The organism is Rhizobium sp. WSM4643 (assembly GCF_025152745.1).
Taxonomy (GTDB): Bacteria; Pseudomonadota; Alphaproteobacteria; order Rhizobiales; family Rhizobiaceae; genus Rhizobium; species Rhizobium leguminosarum_I.
The window spans coordinates 267,305-289,699 of record NZ_CP104040.1 but is presented as its reverse complement, the minus strand read 5'-3'; the positions used below and the strand labels follow the sequence as shown (position 1 = coordinate 289,699).

Genomic DNA, 22,395 nt, shown 5'->3' with positions numbered 1-22,395 from the left:
GCTCAAGCACTCAGCTCATGACATTTCCGCCGTCGACATTGTAGCACTGCGCCACGATGTATGCTGCATCTGGCCCGGCCAGGAAGGCCGCCATGGCAGCTTGTTCGTGGGGCGCGCCGAATCGTCCGGCGGGGACGGCGGCGGCCACGCGGCGCTTGACGTCACCGGGTTTCAAACCTTCCCGGCTGCCGAGTTTTGCATCGACGATGTCCCACATCGGCGTATCGACGACGCCGGGAGCGATGGCGTTGACGTTGATCCCGTAACGGATCAGCTCCAAAGCGCAGCTTTGCGTGATGCTGATGACGGCCGCCTTGGAAGCGCAGTAAGCCACCGCCGGTCCTTCGCCCCGACGGCCAGCCTGGGACGAGAAGTTGATGATGCGTCCACCTTCCCCTCTCTCCACCATGTGTCGGGCAACGGCCTGCGTCATGAAGATCAGCCCTTCGATATTGACCTGAAATACCCTAGCGGTCCGCTCCCGGGATATTTCCAGGATGGACTCGACATCGTAAATGCCTGCGGCGTTGACCAGGATGTCGATCTGACCGGCGGTTGATATAGTGAAGCGTACAGCTTCTTCGATGCTGTCCTGGCTGGTCACGTCAAGCGCGACACCCCAGGCCTGAGGGCCGATCGCTTCTGCCACCCGTGCGCATCGTTCACCGTCGAGGTCTGCCACGACAACCCTCGCGCCTTCGGCGGCGAAGCGTTCGCATACCGCCTTGCCGATGCCGCTCGCTCCTCCTGTGACCAATGCCACCTTGTCGGAGAGCCGCGCCGCTTCCGCATATGTCATCGCACTGCCTCCCCGGTCGCTTCTGCTGTAACGAATAGCTTCATGTTTGCTCCTCCCCTTTTGACTGAACGATAGTCGGAGCCGCCCTCCTGAGGCGACGCCAACGGGCTAAGCGGATTGCGGGTTCGTCTCCTTCGCCTCGCGAAGAAGGATGGACATATCGGGGATGCCATCTGTGGCCGTCGCCCCCTTGAGGCAACGCGCAGCTGCGGCATGGGCGACGGCGCAGATATGCTCGACCGGCCAGTTCTCATGCAGGCCATAGAGCACGGCGGCGCAGAAAGCGTCTCCTGCGCCGACGGTACTGACGATGTCATCGGGATCGACAGGTCGTGAACGCGTGATGATCGTGGAAGCGCCTGATGCAAACCAGAAGCAGGTTTCCGGTGCATGGATGATCGCGCCCTTGACGACACCGGCCGCAAGCAGGCGCTCGCCCGCTTCCAAAAGCCCCGCCTCGATCAAATCTCCCTTCGCATCGCGGACGATAGCGCCGGTTGCCCGACCCGCCTCCATCTCGTTGATGATCAGATAATCGCAGAAGGGCAGAGCGACGCCGACCTTCTTTGCAAATTCCGGATCTTCGCTCGATACGAAATCCACGCAGGTCGTCAGGCCGGCGCGGCGCGCCGCTTCCAGCAGGCGCGACGCTCCCGAACGGCCGTCAGGGCCGATGCGGTCGAGACCCGGCAACAGCATGAGATAACCGAGATAGAACAGCCGATAGCCGGCCTTGGCGAAGGCTGCTGGTGAGACAAGCTCATCCGTGACAGCATCGTTGGCGCCGCCATGATAGAAGAAGGTCCGGTTCTGGCCGGGCACATTCATGACATGCGTATGCGCCGTCACCCGGTCGGCAAACGCCGTCAGCCCACCGACATCGACGCCGGCACCTGCGAGGCGGGCCTTGACGATTTCGCCGTCCTGATCGGCGCCGATGCACCCCGCCGCCGCCAGCTTTCCGGGAAATCCGAGCGACGCCAGATCGGTGACGACATTGGCCGCCCCACCCCCCACGCCCAGATCCTGGTGCAGAATATGCGCTAGATTGCCCTGATCGGGCCAATAGGACAGGGTGTGGACCCGATCGACGATGAAGTTCCCCGCGCAAACGATGCCGCCCTGCTTCTGACCGTCGCGATCGCAAACCTCCTCCCCGGCTCGCATCAGTTGACTCCTTCGTTCCACAAGGGTCTCAGCGGCGTCTCGTCTTCCTCGATCGCGGCAAAGCGTGCGATCGGCTCCAGAAAGAAATTGTCGCTGTTGTCGTCGTTGACCTGACTGACCTCGCCGACAAGCACAGGTCCGCCGCCTTTCCTGCCGTAGAAGCGGTGGTAGAGCCCGGTGCGGATCGTCACGCTCTGCCCGGGCTCAAGTACCAGCGGTTCCCATGCAGCGAGCCGGTGCGCCAGCCCGTCTACCGGAACCGTCACATCCTCCGTCAGCACATTGCCGCCTATATCGCTTGCGGCGAATTCGATGACGAGATCACCGCCGGCGCGATTGATGATGTCTTCCATCTTCGTCGCATGACGGTGGGCCGGCGTGACCTGCCCTTCGCCAACGAAGAGCAGCTTTTCGGCATAGGTCCGTTCACCCCAGACATCGACGATGCCATTGCGCAGGCAGAAGAGTACGAGACCGCATTCGGCGAAGCGGTCCGAGCCGAAGTCAGTGACATCCCAACCCAGCTGATGGGCGCGCAAATAGGCTGAAGCCTCTGGATGAGCGGCAAAATCCGCCGCCGTCCAGGAACCCCATGCCGGCAGGGCCCAGTGCCAGCGCTCGAGGCTCTCGGTTGCCCGCAGCAACGCGGCGTTGATCGCAGAACGCTGCATCAGGCTGACGCCCCGTCATACTCGACCGGCACCACGACGTCCTCGCGACCGGACTTGAGAGCTGCCGTCAGGACTGCGTGATGCGCCTGCGCCTCGGCCGGCGTCGCGCAGCCGAAACCATTGGCATTCCCACCGGCAAGCTCATCGACGAAGGCCGCCCACATCTGCTGTATGGCGTCGGCAAAACCGAATTCGAAAATCTTGCCTGTTATGGCCGGAAATAGCGAGCCATATCCCAGATCCTCGGTACTCCAAGCCTGCGCTCCGCCATTATAGTCCATCCACTGCCACTGGCGCGGCGACTTCGTGCTAAAGAACGCACTCTTCTTCATGCCGAGAACTCTTAGGTACCAGGTGTTGGATTCGCCGGGCGCGATGCGCCAGGTTTTCAGCACCATCGGGAAATCCTGATCCCCGGTGCGCACGCGGCTGCTGATCGTGGCATTGTCCCAGGTGGTGCAGGGCAACATGCCGCCCTTGCCGTCAGGACGTTCGGTGACCTTTTTGACCAATTGTGCATGCAGGGTCGTCGGGCGCCAGCCGAGACGCAGCGGCACGTGCAGCACATGCATGCCGAGATCACCCATGCAGCCATAGTCGCCATTGATATCGGCCATGCGCTTCCAGTTGATCGGCTTCTGCCGGTCGATATCCGAAGAGTGCAGGAAACCCGCCTCGACTTCGATTATATCCCCCATCTCGCCGCTTTTTGCGAGCGCGATGACCTTCTGCGCGCCGGGGAAGAAAGGCATTTCCGACGAGCAGCGGACCAGAAGTTCCGGATGCTCGGCGAGAACCGCCATGATCTCCCGGTTCTGCGCGGCGTCCATGCCGAAGGGCTTTTCGCCGAGAAGATGTTTTCCAGCCTTCAGGATGTCGATGTAGAATTGCTGGTGCAGCACATGCGGGACCGCGCAATAGACCGCATCGACCTCGGGATTGGCCAAAAGCTCCTTATAGTCGGCGGTGAACTGGCGAACAGTCGGCACATGATCCCTGAACCAGTCAAGCAGCGTCGCGTTGGTATCGCAGACGGCGACGATTTCCGGTCGCGTCTTGACATCGGCCAGATGCAGCCAGCGCGCCGCAGCGCTCGCGAACTCGCGTCCCATCAGACCGCAGCCGATGACGCCGAAGCGGAATATTTTCGTCATGACATCTCCTCCCAGACGCGCATCAGCCAATATGCAGCGAAGCTTGCTCGACGGAAGCCTTGTCATGGACGATCGCCATCAAGGCCCGCGTCATGCCGGCGGGATTGTGATGCTGGATGACGTTGCGGCCATAGACGATGCCACGGGCGCCCTGCTCCATCAACTCTCTGGTGCGGATCAGGATTTCCTGATCCGAAACGCGGCCGCCGCCGCGCACGAGCACCGGCAGGCCTTGGGCGATCTCGACCACGCGGTGATATTCCTCGACATTGTCGCAGGGGTCGGCCTTGATGATATCGGCGCCAAGTTCAGCCGCCTGGCGCACGAGCGGCAAGATCTTGTCGATCGCGCCATCGACCATGTAGGCGCCCTTGGAATTGTCCTGCATGACGAGCGGCTCGACCATCAGCGGCATGCCGTAGATCTCGCATTCACGTTTCAGGCTGTTCACATTGCGTACGCAGGCGCGATAGACTTCCGGCTGGTCCGGAAGCATCAAAAGATTGACGACGACACAAGCAGCATCCAATGCAATGCCCTGCTCCACCGCCCTGTCGATCATTTCGGAAAACAGCTGAGACGGCAGGGGATTGCCATAGATGTTGGCGATGTCGGTGCGCAGCACCAGTGCCGGGCGATGCTTGCCGGGGATCGCCTGCAGAAGAGGTGCCGTACCCGGCGGCAGCTGAATGGCATCCGGCGCCGCGTCCGCGATCACCTCGATGGCCGTCTTCATGTTCTCGATGCCGGCGAGGAAGGTTCGTTCATTGAACATGCCGTGATCGATGGCAACGTCAAAACAATTTCCAGACACGCCGAAAAGTCGGTTCAATCGCGCGGATTTCATCAAGCTTCCTCCCAGTATGGCAACGTTTCCACATTTGGATAAACGCAGCAGGAATGCGAGTCAAGACAATGTGGTAACGTTTCCATACTGGCTTCCAGGTGTGGACGAGGCGCCGCTCGCGCCTCGTCCGCGACAGGCTACCAGCAGGTGAACCCTGCATCGACGTTGACGATCGCCCCGGTCATCAGGCTGGCCGCATCCGACGCGAGGAAGAGGACGGCGCTGGCTACCTCCTCCGGCGTTCCCATCCTGCCCATCGGCGTGTCGGCGAGCCAGAGCGGTATACGCTCGCGATTGGCTTCGACGGCCATCACCATCGGTGTCTCGATGTAGGTGGGCGCGACGGCGTTTACCCTGATGCAGTGATGCGCCCACTCGGCGGCCAACGAGCGCGTGAGGTGATGGACCGCCGCCTTGGAGACGTTATAGGCCGTCTGAGGCTGGGGCCGGTTGCAGATGTGACCTGACATCGAGCCCAGATTGACGATGGCGCCACGTTTCATCGAAATCATCGGACGGCCGAAGGCGCGCGAGCACCAGAAGACGCCATTCAGATTGACGTCCATCATGCGCAACCAATCGGCGTCGGTGAGATTTTCCGCCGGGATGCCGTTCTGGCCAATTCCGGCATTGTTCACCAGGATGGTCGCCGGACGCCCGCCATCGGCGAGCTCGGCTGCGATCGCGTCCATTCGGGCCGCGTCGGTGACGTCGCCGACCCGGACTTCGATGTCGTAGCCTCTGTCGCACAGGGCAAGCGCTTGCTCAGCGTCAGCCTCACTGCGTTCGATGACAACGACGGCGGCGCCTGCCTCCGCCAGCGCCTCGGTGCAGCAGAGACCGATCGCACGCCCTCCGCCTGTGACCACCGCACGTTCGCCGTCGAGGCGAAATTTCTGCTGGTAGCTCATCTCACGTCTCCTCAAATGTCAAAGGCGCTGGGAAGCACGACGATATCGCGGATGGTAACGTTGCGCGGCCGGGTCAGCATGAAGATGATGGCGTCAGCGACTTCCTTGGGCTCGATCAAGGCTCCGGCCTCCTTCGCCTTGCGAAGATTTTCCTCCGGCCAGTCCGCGAGCAAAGCGCTGATCACAGGCCCTGGAGAAACCGATCCCACACGAATGCCATTTTTCAGAAGCTGGCGTCGCATCGTCTGGACAAAGCATGTCATTGCCCATTTCGATGACGAATAGACCGGTTCCCATGGGATCGCCGAATGTCCGGCGACGGAACTGGTGACGACAATGTCGCCAGTGCCACGTTCGATCATGTGCGGAATGACGTTTCGAACATTCTTGATGACGACATTGACATTGAGATTGAGCATCCGATCGATGGTATCGAGATCTGTTTCCATCAGGTCACCGCCGATATAGGTGCCTGCATTGGCATGCAGGATATCGAGTTTGCCGGTCTTCGACAGGATGCCCTCGAGCAGTCCCGCACACTCGCTCGAATCCAGCAAGTTGATCTTGAGCGGAATAGCGCGCTCGCCAAGCCGGGCACAAACCGTCTCAAGGGCCTTCTCATCGCGGTCCACCAGCACGACCGTCGCGCCAGCGGCGAGCATTGCCTCCGTCGAAGCCAGCCCTATTCCGGACGCAGCACCCGTGACCGCCGCGATCTTCCCATTCAATTCCGTCATCGATTTTTCCTCCTGTCTTGATCCTGATTGTCAATTCTTCCCGACGCCGCAGGCGGCGTGATAGTCCGCGAGACTCTTCGTCACTCTCCAGATCAAAACCTGTTCCGGATCGAGCGGTGCATCTGCGAAATCCTGTGCGGCCGGCATGTGTTGCCAAAGCAATGGCAGCGGTACGATTTGCCCTCGAAGGGCCTCGCACAGCTGCCGGACGGCATCTTGTGCTTCAGCCGACGCCCAATAATAGCGGATGCGGTCAGACAGCGAATAGTGCCGCAGCCAGCGCATCTCGGCGTTTGTCCCGTGGTAATGGCGGCTCCAGTTGCCTGGCTGATCGACCATCAGCGCTTCCATCGCCGCATAGAGCGGACGCTGGCCGTAATCGGGCAAGAGGTCCGAAGCGATCGCATCCAGCGCATAGAGCGCTTCGCGCAGGACGAAGGTCAGTTCGGGACCGACCTTCAGAATGGGAAACCCGTCCTCCACCAGCGCGGTCAACGGCCGGGTTCCCTGATAGTCCGTCGAGTGCGCCTCGAAGACGAATTGTGGCTCGTCGGTGAGGACCGATTTCAGCGCGTCTATCTTGCTCCGGTCGTAAAGGACGACATTCTGATTGCCGAACTCGACGCCCGGCTGCACGACCAGCCCGATGGCTCTTTCAAACGCCTGGCCGAGTCCGGCCTCCGCAAAGATCCGGCGGTGGACTTCGATCGTCTTCAACGCCGCCGCGGCAGCCGTTGGTTCGATGGTTGTCAGGGCATGATCGGCCCCGCCTGGCGGCGGCACTTCGGTGCCGATGACATAAACCGGCATTGCGCCGCCGGCCCTCTTCGCCGAGACCTCGGCGACCGCCGCAAGCCGGGCGGCGCGATGGGCGGTGGTTTCGTCATCGAGCGCCACCGGCTCGCCCTTGCAGCCCATCGAGGCATCGAGGTGAATCTTGCGGAATCCGGCCTCGACATAGGCGGCAACCATCTTCTCCGCCTCGGCCATGGCCTCTTCCACCGGGCGGTCGCGCCAAGGATTGGGGCCGAGGTGATCGCCGCCGAGAATGATGAGTTTTTCGGGGCACCCCTCTTCGACGGCTATTTTGCCGACGAGGGACGCGAAGTCGTTTGGCGTCATCCCGGTGTAGCCGCCGAGGTGGTTGACCTGGTTGCAGGTCGCTTCGATCAGGACGGTGCTCTCATGTTGCCGCCCGTGTCGGAGTGCGGCCCGAAGCACGATTGGGTGGGCGGAGCATACGGAGGTCACGCCTTTGGGGCGGCCCTCCATCCTCAGCTTGGCCAGGTCGTTGAGATGCACCTGCATCATGGGCGCCTTTCCGTTGAAGCGATAAATGCATCGAGTTCCTGACGGGTGCCGGCGCCCTCCATCGGACCCAGGACCGTCACGTTACGGGCGCCGGCGGCCGAGGCATAGGTCAGAGATTGCTGCGGAGACATTCCGAGCCGCCGGCAGGTGAGATAGGCACCGCCGAAGCAGTCGCCGGCGCCGGTGGGGTCGACCTCTTGAACGACGAATGCCGGTGCGTCGATGCGATCTCCTTGCCTGCCGAAATAGGTCGCGCCTTCGGCTCCGCGCTTCAGCACGATCTCCTTGACGCCCATCTCGAACAAGCGGCGGATCGCTTCTGCCTCGCCTTCGACACCTGCGGCGCGCTCAAGCTCCTCTCCGGACGGCAGAAGCAGATCGGCGGCGGCGACAAGCTTGGAAAACCGGCGCTCGGTGTCCTTGTCCAGCTTCAATTCCTTGCGAATGTTCGGATCCACCGAGAGCGTTCCCCCGCGGGCCTTGACGATGTCGACCGCCTGGTGGATCACCTCACGCGCACTGCGAACCGAGAGAGCCGAGCCCATCACGTGAACATGACCGCTCCGATTGATGAGGTCGCCGACCGTTTGAGACCAGCCGAAGCGCGCAGCTGCCGATGTGGCGATGTTGTAGACGAAATCCCGGGAGCCATCCCTGCGGTAGCGGACAAAGGCGCTTCCTGTGGGATAATCCGGATCGATCGAGATCGTCGAAATATCGACGCCGTCGCGTTTGAGGCGATCCGTATTGACACGACCGAAATCGTCATCGCCGACGGCGCCCACCATGGCGGCCTTGCCGCCGAGGCGGCCGCACTGCGAGATGAAGATCGCCGGCGCTCCGCTCGCAAACGGACCGACAAGCGGCTGCGCTTCGAGAAACCCGTCTCCGACCGTCGTGGCGACGATCTCGACGAGGATCTCCCCTACGCAAACCGTGGGACCAAGCGCGTCCGGAGCCAGTACTGTAGCCATTTGCAATCCTGCTTTCGATCGTTCTTGTCGTCAACTCGTCGGTGCCTGGACCGGCGCACCGTCTTCGCTGCCGAACTCCTCGCTCTCCAATGACAGAAAGCGCTGGTGCAACATGCATGCCGCCCCGAAGGCGGAACCGAACTCCGCATCACCATCCACGACGACCTCCGGCGTGGGAAAAGGGATGTTCTGCCCCTCCGACATGTGAACCGCCACGCGGGCGGCCACCATCGGGTAGAGGGATGCCACGGAGCCACCCAGCACGATCCTGTCGGGGTCGAGCAGGCGACAGGCCTGCAGCAATGCGTATGCGAGATGGCGCGACCAGGTTTCGGCGATATTGACGGCAGCCGGGACACGGTCGCGAACACCGCTGAGGAAATCCTGCAGATCCGCGTCCTCTCGGCCGACAGCCTCACGATACTGCCTGATGAGCACCTCGCGACCGATCAGTTGTTCAAACTTCTGACCGCCGCTCCCCGGCACCAGGGTGTGGCCGATTTCTCCCGCCAGGCCGTGGCCGCCCCGGAACAGCTTGCCATCGATCGTGATGCCGCCGCCGACGCCGGTTTCCATGAGCAGGAACAGGGTCACGCCTGCGGCGCCGTGACGATAGCTGTCGCCGATCGCAAAGGCGTTGGCATCGTTTTCAACCGCGATCGGAACGGCGGCCGGGAAGGCGGCCAGGAAGGCGGATCGGCCAATCTCCTTCAACGACACCTCTCGCCAGCCGATGATGGGTGCGAGGGTGACAATTCCGTCGGGCCGGATGTGGGCCGGCGCCGATATGCCGAGACCTTTGCACCGCCCGATCATCCTCTTTTCCATCGCACTGACAATCAGCTCGACGCCCTGCGCCACGGCCTCCTCCACCGTCGAAGACATGCTGTCGAACGCCATTTTCCGACATGCCCGGACGTCGGCGGAGAGATCGATAACTGCCGCCGAGATATGCTCGACGCCAATCTCTATCCCGACGAAGAATGCGGCATCGGGGACCAGTTCGAGCATGATGCCCGGGCGCCCGGCACGGGAATGTTCCAGGCGCTGCCTGCCGCTCTCGTCCGACTCCTGAACGAACCCGCCTTCCGTCAGTTCGGCGACGATCTCTCCCGAGGATGAGCGATTCATCCCGAGCTTCCGGGCGAGATCCGCGCGGCTGAGGCTTCGGTGAGCATAGATCGTCTGCAAGGCGGCGACGATATTGTTCTGCCGGATCCTGCGCGGCGAACTTCCGATGGAGACGGTGTCGTTCATATTTCAATTCCCTTCAAGTCGCCCAACCCTTACACGACTGGAACAGGCTGTCAGAAGGATAATCAGGGCCGCGCGTTTGTCGCGCGGCGACGCTTGGCCTCGTCATATTTCAGCTCGATGTAGCGCTTCGCGTGCGCCGCAAGCGGATCATTATCCTCCCAGGTGTCGCGCCAGATCGCGCAGGCGAGCGACAGGCCTTCGTCGACGACCGTCGTCGAGAAGCTCTCGAATACGATGTCGCCGATGTAGTCGATGTCGAGCAGAGCGTCGAAGATCAGTTCGAAGTTGATGACGCCGTCGCCGAGATAGCCGCGATTGCTCTCGCCGATGTGGAAGTAGCCGATCTTGTCGCCGGCCAGGCGGATCGCGGCCGCCGGATTGGCTTCCTCGATGTTCATATGGAACGTGTCGAGGTGGAGACGAACATGTTCCGATCCCGTCTCGGCGATGAACTTCAGCCCCTGCGCCGCCGTGTTCAGCAGGTTCGTCTCGAACCGGTTGACAACCTCCAGGACCAGGTCGACGTTCGCTTGTCTCGCGACTTCGGCGGTCGCGGCGATCGCGGCGACGCTGTTATCCCAGCCCTTCTTCGTCGGCTGGCGATTGTATTTGGTGTGCGCGGAATAGAGAATCCCGCCGAGTTTGTTGCCGCCGATATCGCGGACCGCACGAACGGCGTCGGCCAGCGTCTGCTTGCCAGCGGATACCGCAGAGGTATCCTCGCTCGATACGTCCTTGTCGAGCGGCAGACCCATCGTCACGCCAATCTCGACATCAAGCGACTGCGCAAGCTTTGCCAGTCGATCGAGATTGAATTTCTCGGGGCGCAGATAGGCAAATTCGATGGTGCGATATCCGTGTTCGGCCGTCTTGTTGAGGGCCATCTCCAGCCCTTCCTGCGTTTGGCCGCCTGTCCATACAAATGAATGGATACCCAATCGACGCATAGCCTTTTCCTCCAAAAAATGCCTTTGGCTGCGCACAGTGCTATGCCATTTAGTTTGGAGAGACAACAAATAATTTCGGCTGAAAATCTTTTGCTGCTTTGCAAAATCTCTTTGCAACGCAATATTTTAAATCTCTGCCCATTGCATTTCATCCTCTGCCCGAAATTAGTTTCTGCAAAAATCAATGGGATAGACCCGCGATTTGCATGTTTAGACAACAAATATTGCGCTGCCAGTTTTTTTGGCCTACACAAAGGACCGGCGAAATGATCTCGCTGCAATATGGGAGGATTGAAAATGAATTATGCTTTGAAGGCTAGCGCGCTTGCGCTGACGCTCAGCCTCGCCGCCACTGCTTCGCCTGCCTGGGCTGACTTCTGGTCCGACGCCGGCGCCAAATTCAAAGGCGTGACGCTGCACGGCGTCACCGAAAGCACCCCGCCATCGAACTACATCAAGAACGTGCTCGCTCCGGAATTCGAAAAGAAGACCGGCATCAAGGTCGACATCGAGACGACGTCCTGGGATCAGATGTATGACAAGGCCATCAAGGACATGGAAGCCAAGACCGGCATCTATGACATGGTCTATATCGAGCAGGACATCATCTATTCCTATCTCGCCAGGAATTTCCTCGTCGACATCACCAAGACGCTGAAAGACCAGGCTGATCTGAAGGCGCCGACCTACGACGATGCGAACTTCACCAGCTTTGCCAACTACTTCAAGGACGCGAGCGGCGATCTCTTCGGCGTTCCGATGGAAGCCTTCCTGAAGACCTATCTCTATCGCAAGGACCTCTTCGAAGATCCGAAGATCAAGGAAGCCTTCAAGAAGGAAACCGGCAAGGACTTGAAGCCGGCCACCACACACGCGGAATACACCCAGATCGCCGAATTCTTCACGAAGTACGGCAAGGATAACGGCATGGAGCTCTGGGGCACGACCGCCCAGGCTCATACAGGCCATCCGGCGTCCTGGTATGAATTCTTCGAGTCCATCGTGCCGACCTTCGGCGTCTACAATTGGGGCATCGACGCCAAGAACAACTATGCGGCGACGGTCGAACATGGCGGCGCGATGAACAGCGACAAGGCGAAGGCCGCGTTGAAGTACTGGCTGCACCTGCGCGACATTGCTCCTCCGGAATCGACGCAGTCAACCTGGACGGAAACAGCAACGACCTTCGCCGCCGGCCGTGTCGCCCAGGGGCTGATCTACGGTGAGAATGCCGCCTGGATCGCAAGCGATCCAGCGCAGTCGAAGGTGGTCGGCCAGGTCGGGTTTGCTCTGCCGCCGCTCGAGCCGGGCGTGCTGGACGACGCGAAAGCCGGAAAGGGCTATATCGGCTACTACGACGGCGGCGCCTTCGGCGTGCCGGTCACGTCCAAGAACAAGGAAGCCTCGCTGCTCTTCCTCGAATTCATCGGCCAAAACGACGTGCAGCCCGATTGGGCGATCGCCGCACCGCGCATCACCAATACGGCGACGTTCGACGATCCGAAGGTGAAGGAGATGGACGTCAAGCTCGGCGGCTTCTACACAATGCTGAAGGACGAGGGCAAGCTCTTCGCCGGCGCTCCTCCCTACCCCTTCCATGCGCAGGTACGTGAAGCGACCGCGCCTATCTTCTATGACATCCTGACCGGCAAGATCGGGCCCGATGAAGGCCTCGATCAGATGGCGGCCAAGGCCGAAGAGGAGCTCACCTCGCTCGGCTATCGCAAATAAGACATCCTCCCCAACTTGACGGGTCGCTCCGGCGACCCGTCATCTTCCGTTCCAGATGGAGCGGACATCCACTTAGTGTTCAATGGGGGACAGGCGATGCATTCGCAGAAGCTCGGGTGGCTGTTGCTGTCACCGACCATAGTGATCCTCGGATTGTTCGGGATCTTTCCTTTCATCTACGTCCTCTGGGTCTCTTTCCATTCATGGAACCCGTTCGCGGCCAATCCGGGCATGATTTTCAACTGGGCTGAGAACTATCGGCGGCTCGTCTTCGACCCGCAGTTTCTGGCATCGCTCGGCATCACCCTGGCATTCGTCTTCTTCGCGGTCGTGTCGGAACTGGTCCTCGGCTACATCCTCGCCCAGGCGCTGCTCAAGGACTTTCCCGGAAAGGCAGTGTTTCGCACGATCCATACTCTACCGCTGATCATGGCGCCGATCATCGTCGGCTCAGTCTGGAAGCTGATGACTACCCCGTCCATCGGCATCATTCCCTATCTTCTCAGAAGCTGGTTCGGCTACGATCTGAATATTGGCCAGAGCGCCGTTGCGGCCTTCACGGTCACTGTCATCATGGACATCTGGCACTGGACGCCGCTCGTCACCCTCTCGCTGATCGCCGCACTCGTCTCGCTTCCATCAGACCCGTTCGAGCAGGCGCAGATCGACGGCGCCGGCAAGAGCCAGATCTTCTGGCACATCACGCTCCCCTTGATCCGGCCGGCCATGCTGGCCACCGTGTTCATCAGGCTCATGGACGCGCTGCGCACCGTCGACGAAGTCCTGATGCTGACCGGAGGCGGTCCGGGTTCATCGACGCGCTACATCGGTGTCCATATATTCAGGGAAGTCTTTCCCAAGACGAATTACGGCTACGGTTCGGCGATCTCCGTCATCGTCCTCTATCTCACCATCGTCGTCTGCTGGCTGCTCTACGTCGGCCTGATTGCACCCCGCGTGAAGAGAGGTTGAAGCGATGAAGACCAAAAATCCCTGGCTTCCAGCCCTCCTGTGGACCTTGATAAGCTTCATCACCCTTTTCCCGATCTACTGGCTCTTCGTCATATCGGTGAAACAGCCCTTCGACCTGTTCTCGACGCCCGATGTCATTCTCCGGAGCTTCTTCTGGAAGAATTATCAGGACGTGCTGACCAATCCGACCTTGCGCGGCTACATGCTCAACTCGCTGATCATTTCGTCAGGCAACGCGCTGCTCGTCACCACGCTCGGCTTCCTTGCCTGCTACGCCCTGACGCGCTTCGACCTCGCCGGCAAGGAAAGCATCTTCTTCTGGACGATCACCAACCGCATGGCGCCGCCGGCCGTCTTCCTGCTGCCGCTTTTCCTGCTTTTGACGCAGGTCTACAGGATCGGCGACTTCTCGCTCGCCGATTCCAAGCTGGGCATGATCCTGGTCTATTGCTCCTTCAACCTTCCCTTCGCCATCTGGACGCTGCGCCCGACCGTGGACGGCATTCCGAAGGAGTTGGACGAGGCGGCCTATATGGACGGCGCGAGCCCATGGACCGTCCTCTATGACATCATCTTTCCTTTGGCACGGCCCGGACTTGCGGTGACGCTGATCCTGACCTGGGTGTTTGCGTGGAACGAATACCTGCTGGCGGCGACGCTCACCAACTTCCATGCGCGCACCTTGACCACCGGCTTGTCGGAATATGTGACGACCACGGGCACGGCCTGGGGCATCATGGCCGCGATCTCCATGCTGACATTGGTTCCGGCGCTCATCGTCTTTTCGGTGGTGCAGCGTCACATCGTCGCCGGCCTGACCTTCGGCGCCGTGAAAGGATGAAACGATGACGTCTCAATCAGGAAATAACGAACGCAAGCCGGGGTTTCTGCCGATCGAAACGAACTGGTTCGACCGGCTCTTCATCTCGATCGTGATCTGGGTTGCGCTCTCGCTGTTCTGGATGCGGTTCATCGAACCGTTCGGGCTTTCGGTTTGGTTCGCTGCGGCGATCTCGGCAGTCCTTGGCGCCTACGTCGTCTGGAAGGGATGAGCCGATGAATTCTGTTAACGACATCAAGTCACAAGCCGCGCTGCGCTAGGGGGAACGACATTGGCAAACGTACAGGTTAGCGACGTCACCAAGAAATATGGCTCTCTTCAGGTCATGCACGGCGTCAGCGTCGACATCGAGGACGGCGAATTCGTCGTGCTGGTCGGTCCATCCGGTTGCGGCAAATCCACCCTGCTCCGGATGATCGCCGGGCTGGAGACGGTCAGCAGCGGAGACATCCGGATCGGCAGCCGTGTCGTCACCAACGCTCCCCCGAAGGAGCGTGACATCGCGATGGTGTTTCAGAGCTACGCGCTCTATCCCCACAAGACGGTCGCCGAGAATATGGGCTTTCCGCTGAAGATGGCCAAGCGACCGAAAGCGGAGATCGACGAGAAGGTCGGCAGGGCAGCCGAGATCCTCGACCTGACGCCCTATCTTGACCGCTATCCGAAGCAACTATCGGGCGGACAGCGTCAACGCGTGGCAATGGGCCGTGCCATCGTTCGCGATCCGCAAGTCTTCCTGTTCGACGAACCGTTGTCGAACCTCGACGCCAAACTCCGCGTCACCATGCGCGTCGAAATCAAGGAGCTTCACCAGCGACTGAAGACCACCACGGTTTACGTCACGCACGATCAGATCGAAGCGATGACGATGGCCAACAAGATCGTGGTGATGCGCGACGGCAGGGTCGAGCAGATCGGCAAGCCTCTCGATCTTTACGACTTCCCGGTCAACCTCTTCGTCGCCGGCTTCATCGGCAGCCCATCGATGAACTTCCTCCAGGGCCGCATAGCCATCCGCGACGGCAGGAAGATCGTCGTCACCGACCAGGGCATCGCCCTTCCGATGGCAGACACAAATGCGGATGAAGGAAGAGCCGTTACCTACGGCATCCGACCGGAACACATCACAATCGGCGAAGAAGGCGTTCCTGTGGAGGTATCGGTATTCGAGCCGACGGGTTCGGAGACATTGATCTTCGGCCGCACGGGAGGCGTGCCGATCGACGCCCTGATCCGCGAGCGTATCGAGGTCGATCCCGGACGGACGATGTACTTCCACATCGATCCCCGACGTGCGCATATCTTCGATCGGGAAACAGGCCAGAGACTGTAGGAGGACGACCCATGGAGTTCAAAGGAAAGACGGTGATCGTGACCGGCGCCGGCAAAGGCATCGGACGCGAAATTGTAAGGATGCTCGCCGAACGGGGTGCGCATGTCGTCGCTCTGACCCGCAGCGGCGCTGACGTCGAAGCGCTGCGAGGGCAATTCGGCTGCCGGGCAATCCAGGTCGATCTCGCAGACGCCGATGCGACCAGAGAGGCTGTCATCGCTGCCCTTCCCGCAGATTTCCTTGTCAACTGCGCCGGCACGACCGAGCTTCAGCCGTTCCTGGAGACAACCGTCGAAGCATTCGATCGTCTTGTCGCCGTCAACACGCGTGCTCCGATGATCATCGCCCAGGAATATGCCCGCTCGCTCATCAAGGAGGGCCGTCCAGGCGCCATCGTCAACGTCTCGTCGGTCGCATCCTTCGTCGGCATCCCCGACCACGCTGCCTATTGTGCATCGAAGGGTGGGTTGGATGGCTTGACGCGTGTCATGGCCAAGGAGCTTGCGCCTCACGGCATCCGCGCCAACGGCGTCCACCCAACTGTGACATTGACGCCAATGGCGGTGAAGGCATGGAGCGATCCCGAGAAGGCCGCAGGGATGATGAAGCGAATTCCCGTCGGTCGCTTCGCCGAGCCGGCAGACATTGCCGAGGTTGTTCTTTTCCTGCTCTCCGATCAGGCGGCCATGGTGAACGGCATATCGATGCCGGTGGACGGCGGCTACATGATTGCTTGAAGCTCAGGAGCGGCCCGGCGATTGCAACACCGGAAGCGGCGACGTTGACCGCCGCACCAATCGGCGCAGTTCATCCTGATCAACAAAGTGATCCGTCACGCCGGCCTCTTTATCCGGGTGGCTGAAAACAAGACCATCAGCATCCTCAAGCTTCAGAGCTTGCTCCGTATTCATGATCCCGAGCGCCTGGCGCTCATACTCAGACTCGAGCGCCGCCTCGACGATGGCTTTTTTCTTGCGCATGTCCATGTCCTCCGTTCCTCAAAGGGTAACGGACGGCCGGACTCGCGGTTCCGATCAAGGCATCACGATATGAGACCCGTTGAAACGAACGCCCCCGCCGATGCCTGGCCCGCGCGATGACAGCACGGGTGTGCCAATCCTCGTCAATTGGCAACGGCCTGAGTCAGGGAGCAATTTTCGGTGCCTTTGGTGGGGCAAACCGTGCTCCGAAAACCCAACTAAAACGTTGAGACGGTCCCCCCGCACTGGCGACGCCGCCTAACTCGGCGAGGCGTCAGGCTCACTGGCGGCTCTTTGAATCAAGCGGGCAACCACTTCAGTGCGGTTCTGCGCCTGCAGCTTGCGCATTATGTGTTGCAAATGCATCTTCACCGTATGCCCCGACAAATTGAGTTTTCCTGCAATGACCTTATTTGAACAGCCGCATTGCAGCTCTGCGAGGACATCCGCTTCCCTGGGAGTGAAATCAGCAATCGCCAAGTACTGCGTCCTGTCATCCAAGCTCTTTTCGCCCTCATTTCTGGCCGGAATATGCTCGCTTGAGCCGTTTGTACCAGCTCCCAATAGCTGCGGGAAAAATGTTCCTCCTGCCAGAACGAGACGAAGACCGGCAAGAGCAATGTCAACGGGAAGTGAGGTCGAGAAAAAGCCGCGGATGCCCATCTTGAGTGCTTGACGGGCTATGATGGCGTCATCCGTACCTGAGAGCAACGTGACAGGAGCCTCAGGAAAACGTGCGGCAATCGCCGCGAGATCATCACGCAGGCTGGTGCTCTCAACACTTCGGCCGGCCAGACCCAATACAATCAAACGCACCTCAGTTCCAAGAGCACTATCGAGACTCTCGGTCGAGATCAAATCTATAACGTTCCATCCGGCGAGTTCACGCTCAAGAAGCTTCACCACGGTGGTGCGTGCCAATGTAGAATGCTCGACGATGATCACAGTTGGTGCATTGCGCCCCGTACGGCGCCTAGTTCCAGTAATGTCGGACACTTGCGTGCTCCCCACGAATATTTGCAACGCAACAGCTATTCATATTATTCCTGTTCTCATTACATGTCATGATAAAAAGTGAGTGTATTTCAGATATTAATAGTCTGATCTCTCATGATAATTCTTATAGTCTATAAGATATCAACGATAGATAACTGGGCTTGCAGAGAACAGTTAAGAGATTTTTCATGACGTCCTGCTGGTTCGACTTGTCGCTGCAGACTTTCCAGCCTTCGCCGAATTCACGTATGGCAAGCGGGTCAACAAAGCTTTCAAAGGCATTGAAAAGGCAACTAATCTGCTACAGACCCATTTCGGAAAGCGCCATTGGATATAACGAGCTGCCGTTCGGCTCGGCTTTGTTTCCATGTCTCAATTCAAAGCAGTCGCAGACCCGACAACAAGACGACAAACGCGAAAAGCAGCAAAAGCCTGGGATCGCTGACTACCCGTTATGATTAGTAAAATCGTGCTCTAGTGACGCATTAATACCAGTTAGCATTGTTCTGCCGCAGGCAGCACTGCGCCGGCACCGACCGACAGCGGCCGGAGGTCACGGCCCCTGGCGGCCGAAATCGGCGACAATGCGGATGAGGTCATTGTGGAATTTTCGGGATCTCAGTGAGCCCGCCGTTCAGTGCCATGTCGGCCAAGGAGCCGAATGCCGGGCGGAGGAAACAATTCAACACATGGCTTGAAAGATCGCACGAAGAACGGTTTCGTGCAGTTGAGCCTCTGCAATGCAAGCCGGGATTCTATCCCCTGGAGAATGATGCCGTGTGAGCGGTTTTCGGCGACCCGGCTTAAAATCATCCTGCTCTAGCTATGCATGAAGGCCAGAATGTCGTCTACGAGAGCCGAATGGGCGTCGGTGAGGTTGCCTTCTCCGCCGTGACCCGCGATGCCGGCCAACTGGAGCGCATGTTGGTCATAGAGAACATGGTCGATCTGTTGGGCGTCCGCCGTCCCGCCAGCCGGAACGGCAATGTTGATGGGATGGAAATAGCCGAAATTGACATCGACCATGCTGCCGGCCGACGATCCTACGCCGCCACCGCCGCCCGCATGGTTGCCGGTGAAAATCGTGTCTGACGACAGGTTGAAGCCACCGCCATTGCCGCCGATGCCTGCGATCTGCACAGCGCCTTGATCGAAAATGACATTGTTTGTCTGATGGGCCTCCGCCGAGCCGCCCGCGGCGCCGATGGCGATGTTGATCGGCGAGAAGATGGCGATACTCACGTCGACCATAGTGCCGACGAAATATCCATCGCCGCCGTGGCCTGCATAATAGTCGCCGGTCAATGTGAGCGCAGTTCCAGGGCTCATCGACGGGCCATGGCTCGCGACGTTATGATCTCCGCCCGAGCCCCCCATGCCGCCGATCTGGGTTGCGCCCTGCAGGAACAGGGCGTTGTTCGATTGCTCGGCGTGAGCCTCCGCGCCAGGGCCCGCAGCCACGGCGGTATTGACGGGGGCAAACAGCGCGACTTCGGTGCTGACGAGTCCACCGTAGAAGAGCCCATTGCCGCCGGTGCCGGCATGATTGGCGCCATCGCCGCTGCCGACGGCAACATTGCCGCTTCCGCCATTTCCGCCTATCCCAGCCATTTCGGTGGGATGCTGATTGATGAGCGCATCACTGCCCTGGAAGGCGTCGGCACCCGAATGAGGTCCCGCAATGGCGGCATTGGACGGCATGAAGACGGCCAGCGCGTTGCTGCTGATCACGCCTTCGCTTATCCCGTCACCACCGCTGCCGGCTGAATTATGGCTCGGACCGGAAGCGACATCCAATGGAAGCCAAGTCGGCACCAGCGCCAGATGCCCCGCGGCCACATTGGAGGCGAGGTGTTGATCGGTGCCCGCCTTGGGCAGGTCCAATAAGGAACGAGTTTCCGCCATTACCGTCTCCATCCACGGTCAACCGCATGTCCCCCGAGCGTGCGGCGCCATGCAGCCTGAATTGTTCAGGCATTGTGCCTCTGAACGTCAGAAAAGCAGAGCCTGCAATTCGTCTACATCCCATCGGCTAGTTCTGTAGCCATTTGGCCGTCATGACCGCAGCGTCCCTTGTGCGAGTTGCAAGCACGCAATCGGCCTTTGGATCAGAGGCCCCGGCGTCGCTTCGGCGAGGTCGAAGGCTTGATCATGACATGCCACCCTGCGCCAAATCGCCAACACCAATCAAATAACGCTCGGCTATATCAAAAATACATCCGAAGGAATGTCCCCGAATATCTAGGTAGTTCGAAGTTTAAATCGCGGGCAATATTCGTCCGCGGTCGTATTGACTGCGGCGATATGCCGGAACGCACGTCGTAGTGGGACGCCGTAAAAAAACTAACTCGCAAACCAACTAGAAGGAGTGACATCAATGCCTATTCCACAAATATCCGACACGATTCATCTCAATCATCCGGATGCGGGTGACGCGAATGCCGGCAACGGTGGTGATGGCCACAACGATGGGAACATCAACTACAACCCGGTCGCCTATGTCGACCCCACACAAAAGGTCTACGGGGCAACGACCGATGTGCACAACGGCGATCACGTTTGGCAGACGGCAGACTGGGACGCCGGCCATGGCGGAAACGGTGGCTTTAGCCAAGCCCAGAACAACTTCCTAGCGGCAATCGCGCATAGCGGCGCCGGCGGCGCGGGCGGAGATTCCAACTCCAACGGCAGTCAAGGAAACACAAGCGGCGGCGACACGGCTGCGGTGGCTGCGGCGACGACCGCGACACAATATACGCAGCTTATGGCCGATCAGCATGCCACCATCCTCGCCGGTGTCGGCGGCAACGGCGGCAACGGAAACATGGCTCACGGCGGCGATATCTCGTCGGCATTGGTTCACACGGATCCCGAAACGACGACGGTGACCAATTCTCTCGATCACTTCATCAACGCCTTCGGCCATATCGACGTCGACCATCTCGGCTCCTGAACTCAGACCTCAAGGGCCGCTGGTTTCGGCCGGCGGCCCTCAAGGTAAGCATCCTCTTCTTGTCAGTATCAAGTGCAGCGAGATCTGATAATGACAACAAATTCCATAAAGCCACCGTGCCCGCCGACGCAGCTCGTTGTTGCACTCCGGGCCTGTGCCGGAGCCTTCGGCTTGGTCTTCGTTTACAGCTTCGGCTACAATCTCTTTCTTCTCACGCCTTCCATCTATCTCCTGCAGATCTACGATAGGGTCCTGTCGAGCCGAAGCGCCGACACGCTCCTGATGCTGACGATGATCATCGCCATCGCCGTGTTGGTCGGGTCGACGCTCGATATCGTGCGCAGGGCAGCTCTTTCGCGCATCGGCAGCTGGCTGGACCACAGGCTACGGCCCATGGTGCTCACCGCATCGTTCGAATATGCCGCTCACGCCGATACGGGAGCCGCCACAGAGTGTTACAGGGATCTCGCCGCGTTACGCCAGTTCCTCGATTCACCGGCCAGCTCGCTTTTATTTGACGTTCCCTGGGCGCCGGTATTCCTGCTTCTGCTCTTTCTTGTTCACCCGCTGCTTGGGACCATCGGTCTTCTGTGCGCAGTTGCACTTCTGCTGTTTGCGTTCATGACGGAACTGGCGACGCGCGAGCCGCTTGCCCACGCCAATCTCGCCCTTTCGAGGAGCTATATCCGATTTGCGACGGCGCTGAAAAACATCGAGGTGATCCGGGCAATGGGCATGCAGGATGGCGCAGCGCTGATCGTCTATCGCGATGCGGAGATGGCAAGAAGGGCCCAGGACATAGCGATGCATCGCACGGAGATCATTCTTGGTTTCTCCAAATCGATCCGCACACTGGCGCAGATCCTGATGATGGGATCGGCGACCTGGCTGGTGCTTGTCAACAGCGGCAGTCCGGGAATCATCTTCGTTGCGAGCCTGCTGCTCGGGCGCGGGCTCGCACCGATCGAGGGCGCAATAGGCGCATGGCGCTCCTTCATGTTTGCGCGCAACGCCTTCAATCGCTTGAACAGAATGCTGATTACAGTGGCATCGGAACGCGACGCCCGAATGGTGCCGCGACCGGAACCCAATGGCCTCGTTCTCGAAAACGTCAGCTATTTCAAGCCATTCGCCGATCGGCCAATACTGACTGATATCACATTGCGGCTCGCGCCAGGCGATTGCGTAGCGCTCATCGGTCCGTCGGGATCGGGAAAATCGACATTGGGTCGCATCATGGCAGGCGTTGTGCCGGCAACGAGCGGATATGCTCTTCTCGGCGGGGTCGATATCTCGGCTCTGCGCCTTTGCGGGGGGACCTGCCACGTCGGATACCTGCCGCAAGATATCGAACTCTTCGGCGGAGCAATCAAGGATGTGATCGGCCGGCTGGACGGGGGAGACCCCGGCAAAGCGATCGACGCCGCAAAGCTGGTTGGATTGCACGAAGCCATCATGCGGCTGCCGCAGGGCTACGAGACCGATATCGGTGACGGTGGAAACCTGCTCCTTCGGGCTCAGCGCCAACAACTGGGACTGGCACGGGCTGCCTATGGGAATCCGTCACTTATCGTTCTCGACGATCCGAATTCGAGCTTGGATTATGACGGCGAACGCATGCTGTTTGCGGCAATCGAGCGCATGAAGTCCAGGGGAATGACCGTTGTTATCATAACGCACCGGATGGGTATCCTGCCGGCCACCAACAAGATTGCCATTATGCGTAACGGGACGGTGGCTGCCTTCGGCGACAGCGAGCGGATTTACGAAACTTATCTTCAACCACCGTCGCGAACAGGAACGTAGGGAGAAAT

Annotated in this window: 22 protein-coding genes; 8 read left to right on the top strand and 14 right to left on the bottom strand. The window is 59.8% G+C overall.

Annotated elements, in window-relative coordinates:
• Positions 1-10: 10 nt before the first annotated feature.
• From N1937_RS01450 to N1937_RS01400, 11 genes are all read right to left on the bottom strand, one after another.
• On the bottom strand, positions 11-799 hold the full coding sequence (locus tag N1937_RS01450; protein WP_260057272.1) for an L-iditol 2-dehydrogenase: 789 nt from the start codon (positions 797-799) through the stop codon (positions 11-13).
• Positions 800-907: 108 nt separating this feature from the next.
• Entirely contained in the window at positions 908-1,966 is a 1,059-nt protein-coding gene (locus N1937_RS01445; protein ID WP_260057271.1) for a carbohydrate kinase family protein, read from the bottom strand.
• The gene (locus N1937_RS01440) at positions 1,966-2,637 is read right to left on the bottom strand and encodes a D-lyxose/D-mannose family sugar isomerase (RefSeq protein WP_260057270.1); all 672 of its coding nucleotides are present in this window, start codon (positions 2,635-2,637) and stop codon (positions 1,966-1,968) included. Before N1937_RS01440 ends, N1937_RS01445 begins: the two co-directional genes overlap by 1 nt.
• Entirely contained in the window at positions 2,637-3,791 is a 1,155-nt protein-coding gene (locus N1937_RS01435; protein WP_260057269.1) for a Gfo/Idh/MocA family protein, read from the bottom strand. The genes N1937_RS01440 and N1937_RS01435 overlap by 1 nt, the downstream gene beginning before the upstream one ends.
• 22 nt (positions 3,792-3,813) lie before the next feature.
• Positions 3,814-4,638 (bottom strand): class I fructose-bisphosphate aldolase, encoded by an 825-nt coding sequence (locus N1937_RS01430; protein WP_260057268.1) that lies wholly within the window; start codon positions 4,636-4,638, stop codon positions 3,814-3,816.
• A 137-nt stretch (positions 4,639-4,775) separates the two neighbouring features.
• Positions 4,776-5,549 (bottom strand): SDR family NAD(P)-dependent oxidoreductase, encoded by a 774-nt coding sequence (locus N1937_RS01425; RefSeq protein ID WP_260057267.1) that lies wholly within the window; start codon positions 5,547-5,549, stop codon positions 4,776-4,778.
• Positions 5,550-5,560: 11 nt separating this feature from the next.
• Positions 5,561-6,286, bottom strand: a complete 726-nt coding sequence (locus N1937_RS01420) for an SDR family oxidoreductase (protein WP_260057266.1) — start codon at positions 6,284-6,286, stop codon at positions 5,561-5,563.
• A 30-nt stretch (positions 6,287-6,316) separates the two neighbouring features.
• Positions 6,317-7,597 carry a D-tagatose-bisphosphate aldolase, class II, non-catalytic subunit gene (locus N1937_RS01415; protein WP_260057265.1) on the bottom strand — a complete coding sequence of 427 codons (1,281 nt, stop codon included), beginning with the start codon at positions 7,595-7,597 and terminating at the stop codon, positions 6,317-6,319.
• Positions 7,594-8,571 carry a tagatose kinase gene (locus tag N1937_RS01410; RefSeq protein WP_260057264.1) on the bottom strand — a complete coding sequence of 326 codons (978 nt, stop codon included), beginning with the start codon at positions 8,569-8,571 and terminating at the stop codon, positions 7,594-7,596. The genes N1937_RS01415 and N1937_RS01410 overlap by 4 nt, the downstream gene beginning before the upstream one ends.
• Before the next feature lie 30 nt (positions 8,572-8,601).
• Complete coding sequence (locus N1937_RS01405) at positions 8,602-9,828, bottom strand: ROK family transcriptional regulator (RefSeq protein WP_162117863.1); 1,227 nt, start codon at positions 9,826-9,828, stop codon at positions 8,602-8,604.
• Positions 9,829-9,890: 62 nt separating this feature from the next.
• A complete protein-coding gene (locus N1937_RS01400) occupies positions 9,891-10,775 on the bottom strand; it encodes a sugar phosphate isomerase/epimerase family protein (RefSeq protein ID WP_162117864.1) in 885 nt (294 codons plus the stop codon).
• A 282-nt stretch (positions 10,776-11,057) separates the two neighbouring features.
• Between N1937_RS01400 and N1937_RS01395 the strand changes: the two genes are divergently transcribed.
• The 6 genes from N1937_RS01395 to N1937_RS01370 all read left to right on the top strand — a co-directional run bounded on the left by N1937_RS01395 (position 11,058) and on the right by N1937_RS01370 (position 16,389).
• The gene (locus tag N1937_RS01395) at positions 11,058-12,506 is read left to right on the top strand and encodes an extracellular solute-binding protein (RefSeq protein WP_222280841.1); all 1,449 of its coding nucleotides are present in this window, start codon (positions 11,058-11,060) and stop codon (positions 12,504-12,506) included.
• A gap of 96 nt (positions 12,507-12,602) precedes the next feature.
• Entirely contained in the window at positions 12,603-13,478 is an 876-nt protein-coding gene (locus tag N1937_RS01390; RefSeq protein WP_017966968.1) for a carbohydrate ABC transporter permease, read from the top strand.
• 4 nt (positions 13,479-13,482) lie between these two features.
• A complete protein-coding gene (locus N1937_RS01385; RefSeq protein WP_017966967.1) occupies positions 13,483-14,319 on the top strand; it encodes a carbohydrate ABC transporter permease in 837 nt (278 codons plus the stop codon).
• Positions 14,320-14,323: 4 nt separating this feature from the next.
• Positions 14,324-14,530: a DUF2160 family membrane protein gene (locus N1937_RS01380; RefSeq protein WP_017966966.1), complete on the top strand. Its 207-nt coding sequence runs from the start codon at positions 14,324-14,326 to the stop codon at positions 14,528-14,530.
• 60 nt (positions 14,531-14,590) lie between these two features.
• On the top strand, positions 14,591-15,652 hold the full coding sequence (locus N1937_RS01375) for an ABC transporter ATP-binding protein (RefSeq protein ID WP_017966965.1): 1,062 nt from the start codon (positions 14,591-14,593) through the stop codon (positions 15,650-15,652).
• Positions 15,653-15,663: 11 nt separating this feature from the next.
• Positions 15,664-16,389, top strand: a complete 726-nt coding sequence (locus N1937_RS01370; RefSeq protein ID WP_162117866.1) for an SDR family oxidoreductase — start codon at positions 15,664-15,666, stop codon at positions 16,387-16,389.
• A 3-nt stretch (positions 16,390-16,392) separates the two neighbouring features.
• On the opposite strand, the gene N1937_RS01365 is transcribed toward N1937_RS01370, so the two are convergent.
• From N1937_RS01365 to N1937_RS01355, 3 genes are all read right to left on the bottom strand, one after another.
• Entirely contained in the window at positions 16,393-16,638 is a 246-nt protein-coding gene (locus N1937_RS01365) for a hypothetical protein (protein ID WP_222312941.1), read from the bottom strand.
• Positions 16,639-16,890: 252 nt separating this feature from the next.
• Positions 16,891-17,655, bottom strand: coding sequence for a response regulator transcription factor (locus tag N1937_RS01360; RefSeq protein ID WP_260057263.1), 765 nt, complete (start codon positions 17,653-17,655; stop codon positions 16,891-16,893).
• Positions 17,656-18,447: 792 nt separating this feature from the next.
• Complete coding sequence (locus tag N1937_RS01355) at positions 18,448-19,533, bottom strand: hypothetical protein (RefSeq protein ID WP_222386418.1); 1,086 nt, start codon at positions 19,531-19,533, stop codon at positions 18,448-18,450.
• Positions 19,534-20,005: 472 nt separating this feature from the next.
• Here N1937_RS01355 and N1937_RS01350 point away from each other — a divergent pair, with 472 nt between their 5' ends.
• Together N1937_RS01350 and N1937_RS01345 are read left to right on the top strand one after the other, a co-directional pair.
• A complete protein-coding gene (locus tag N1937_RS01350; protein WP_003584165.1) occupies positions 20,006-20,581 on the top strand; it encodes a hypothetical protein in 576 nt (191 codons plus the stop codon).
• A 90-nt stretch (positions 20,582-20,671) separates the two neighbouring features.
• A complete protein-coding gene (locus tag N1937_RS01345; RefSeq protein ID WP_260057262.1) occupies positions 20,672-22,387 on the top strand; it encodes a type I secretion system permease/ATPase in 1,716 nt (571 codons plus the stop codon).
• Positions 22,388-22,395: the final 8 nt, after the last annotated feature.

Bases quoted from the DNA above. Each gene is read 5' to 3' on its own strand.
- N1937_RS01450 (WP_260057272.1), bottom strand. From the start codon at position 799: ATGACATATGCGGAAGCGGCGCGGCTCTCCGACAAGGTGGCATTGGTC.
- N1937_RS01420 (WP_260057266.1), bottom strand. From the start codon at position 6,286: ATGACGGAATTGAATGGGAAGATCGCGGCGGTCACGGGTGCTGCGTCC.
- N1937_RS01355 (WP_222386418.1), bottom strand. From the start codon at position 19,533: ATGGCGGAAACTCGTTCCTTATTGGACCTGCCCAAGGCGGGCACCGAT.
- N1937_RS01380 (WP_017966966.1), top strand. From the start codon at position 14,324: ATGACGTCTCAATCAGGAAATAACGAACGCAAGCCGGGGTTTCTGCCG.
- N1937_RS01345 (WP_260057262.1), top strand. From the start codon at position 20,672: ATGACAACAAATTCCATAAAGCCACCGTGCCCGCCGACGCAGCTCGTT.
- N1937_RS01435 (WP_260057269.1), bottom strand. From the start codon at position 3,791: ATGACGAAAATATTCCGCTTCGGCGTCATCGGCTGCGGTCTGATGGGA.
- N1937_RS01445 (WP_260057271.1), bottom strand. From the start codon at position 1,966: ATGCGAGCCGGGGAGGAGGTTTGCGATCGCGACGGTCAGAAGCAGGGC.
- N1937_RS01425 (WP_260057267.1), bottom strand. From the start codon at position 5,549: ATGAGCTACCAGCAGAAATTTCGCCTCGACGGCGAACGTGCGGTGGTC.
- N1937_RS01395 (WP_222280841.1), top strand. From the start codon at position 11,058: ATGGGAGGATTGAAAATGAATTATGCTTTGAAGGCTAGCGCGCTTGCG.
- N1937_RS01370 (WP_162117866.1), top strand. From the start codon at position 15,664: ATGGAGTTCAAAGGAAAGACGGTGATCGTGACCGGCGCCGGCAAAGGC.
- N1937_RS01385 (WP_017966967.1), top strand. From the start codon at position 13,483: ATGAAGACCAAAAATCCCTGGCTTCCAGCCCTCCTGTGGACCTTGATA.
- N1937_RS01400 (WP_162117864.1), bottom strand. From the start codon at position 10,775: ATGCGTCGATTGGGTATCCATTCATTTGTATGGACAGGCGGCCAAACG.
- N1937_RS01430 (WP_260057268.1), bottom strand. From the start codon at position 4,638: ATGAAATCCGCGCGATTGAACCGACTTTTCGGCGTGTCTGGAAATTGT.
- N1937_RS01350 (WP_003584165.1), top strand. From the start codon at position 20,006: ATGCCTATTCCACAAATATCCGACACGATTCATCTCAATCATCCGGAT.
- N1937_RS01415 (WP_260057265.1), bottom strand. From the start codon at position 7,597: ATGATGCAGGTGCATCTCAACGACCTGGCCAAGCTGAGGATGGAGGGC.
- N1937_RS01405 (WP_162117863.1), bottom strand. From the start codon at position 9,828: ATGAACGACACCGTCTCCATCGGAAGTTCGCCGCGCAGGATCCGGCAG.
- N1937_RS01390 (WP_017966968.1), top strand. From the start codon at position 12,603: ATGCATTCGCAGAAGCTCGGGTGGCTGTTGCTGTCACCGACCATAGTG.
- N1937_RS01365 (WP_222312941.1), bottom strand. From the start codon at position 16,638: ATGGACATGCGCAAGAAAAAAGCCATCGTCGAGGCGGCGCTCGAGTCT.
- N1937_RS01410 (WP_260057264.1), bottom strand. From the start codon at position 8,571: ATGGCTACAGTACTGGCTCCGGACGCGCTTGGTCCCACGGTTTGCGTA.
- N1937_RS01440 (WP_260057270.1), bottom strand. From the start codon at position 2,637: ATGCAGCGTTCTGCGATCAACGCCGCGTTGCTGCGGGCAACCGAGAGC.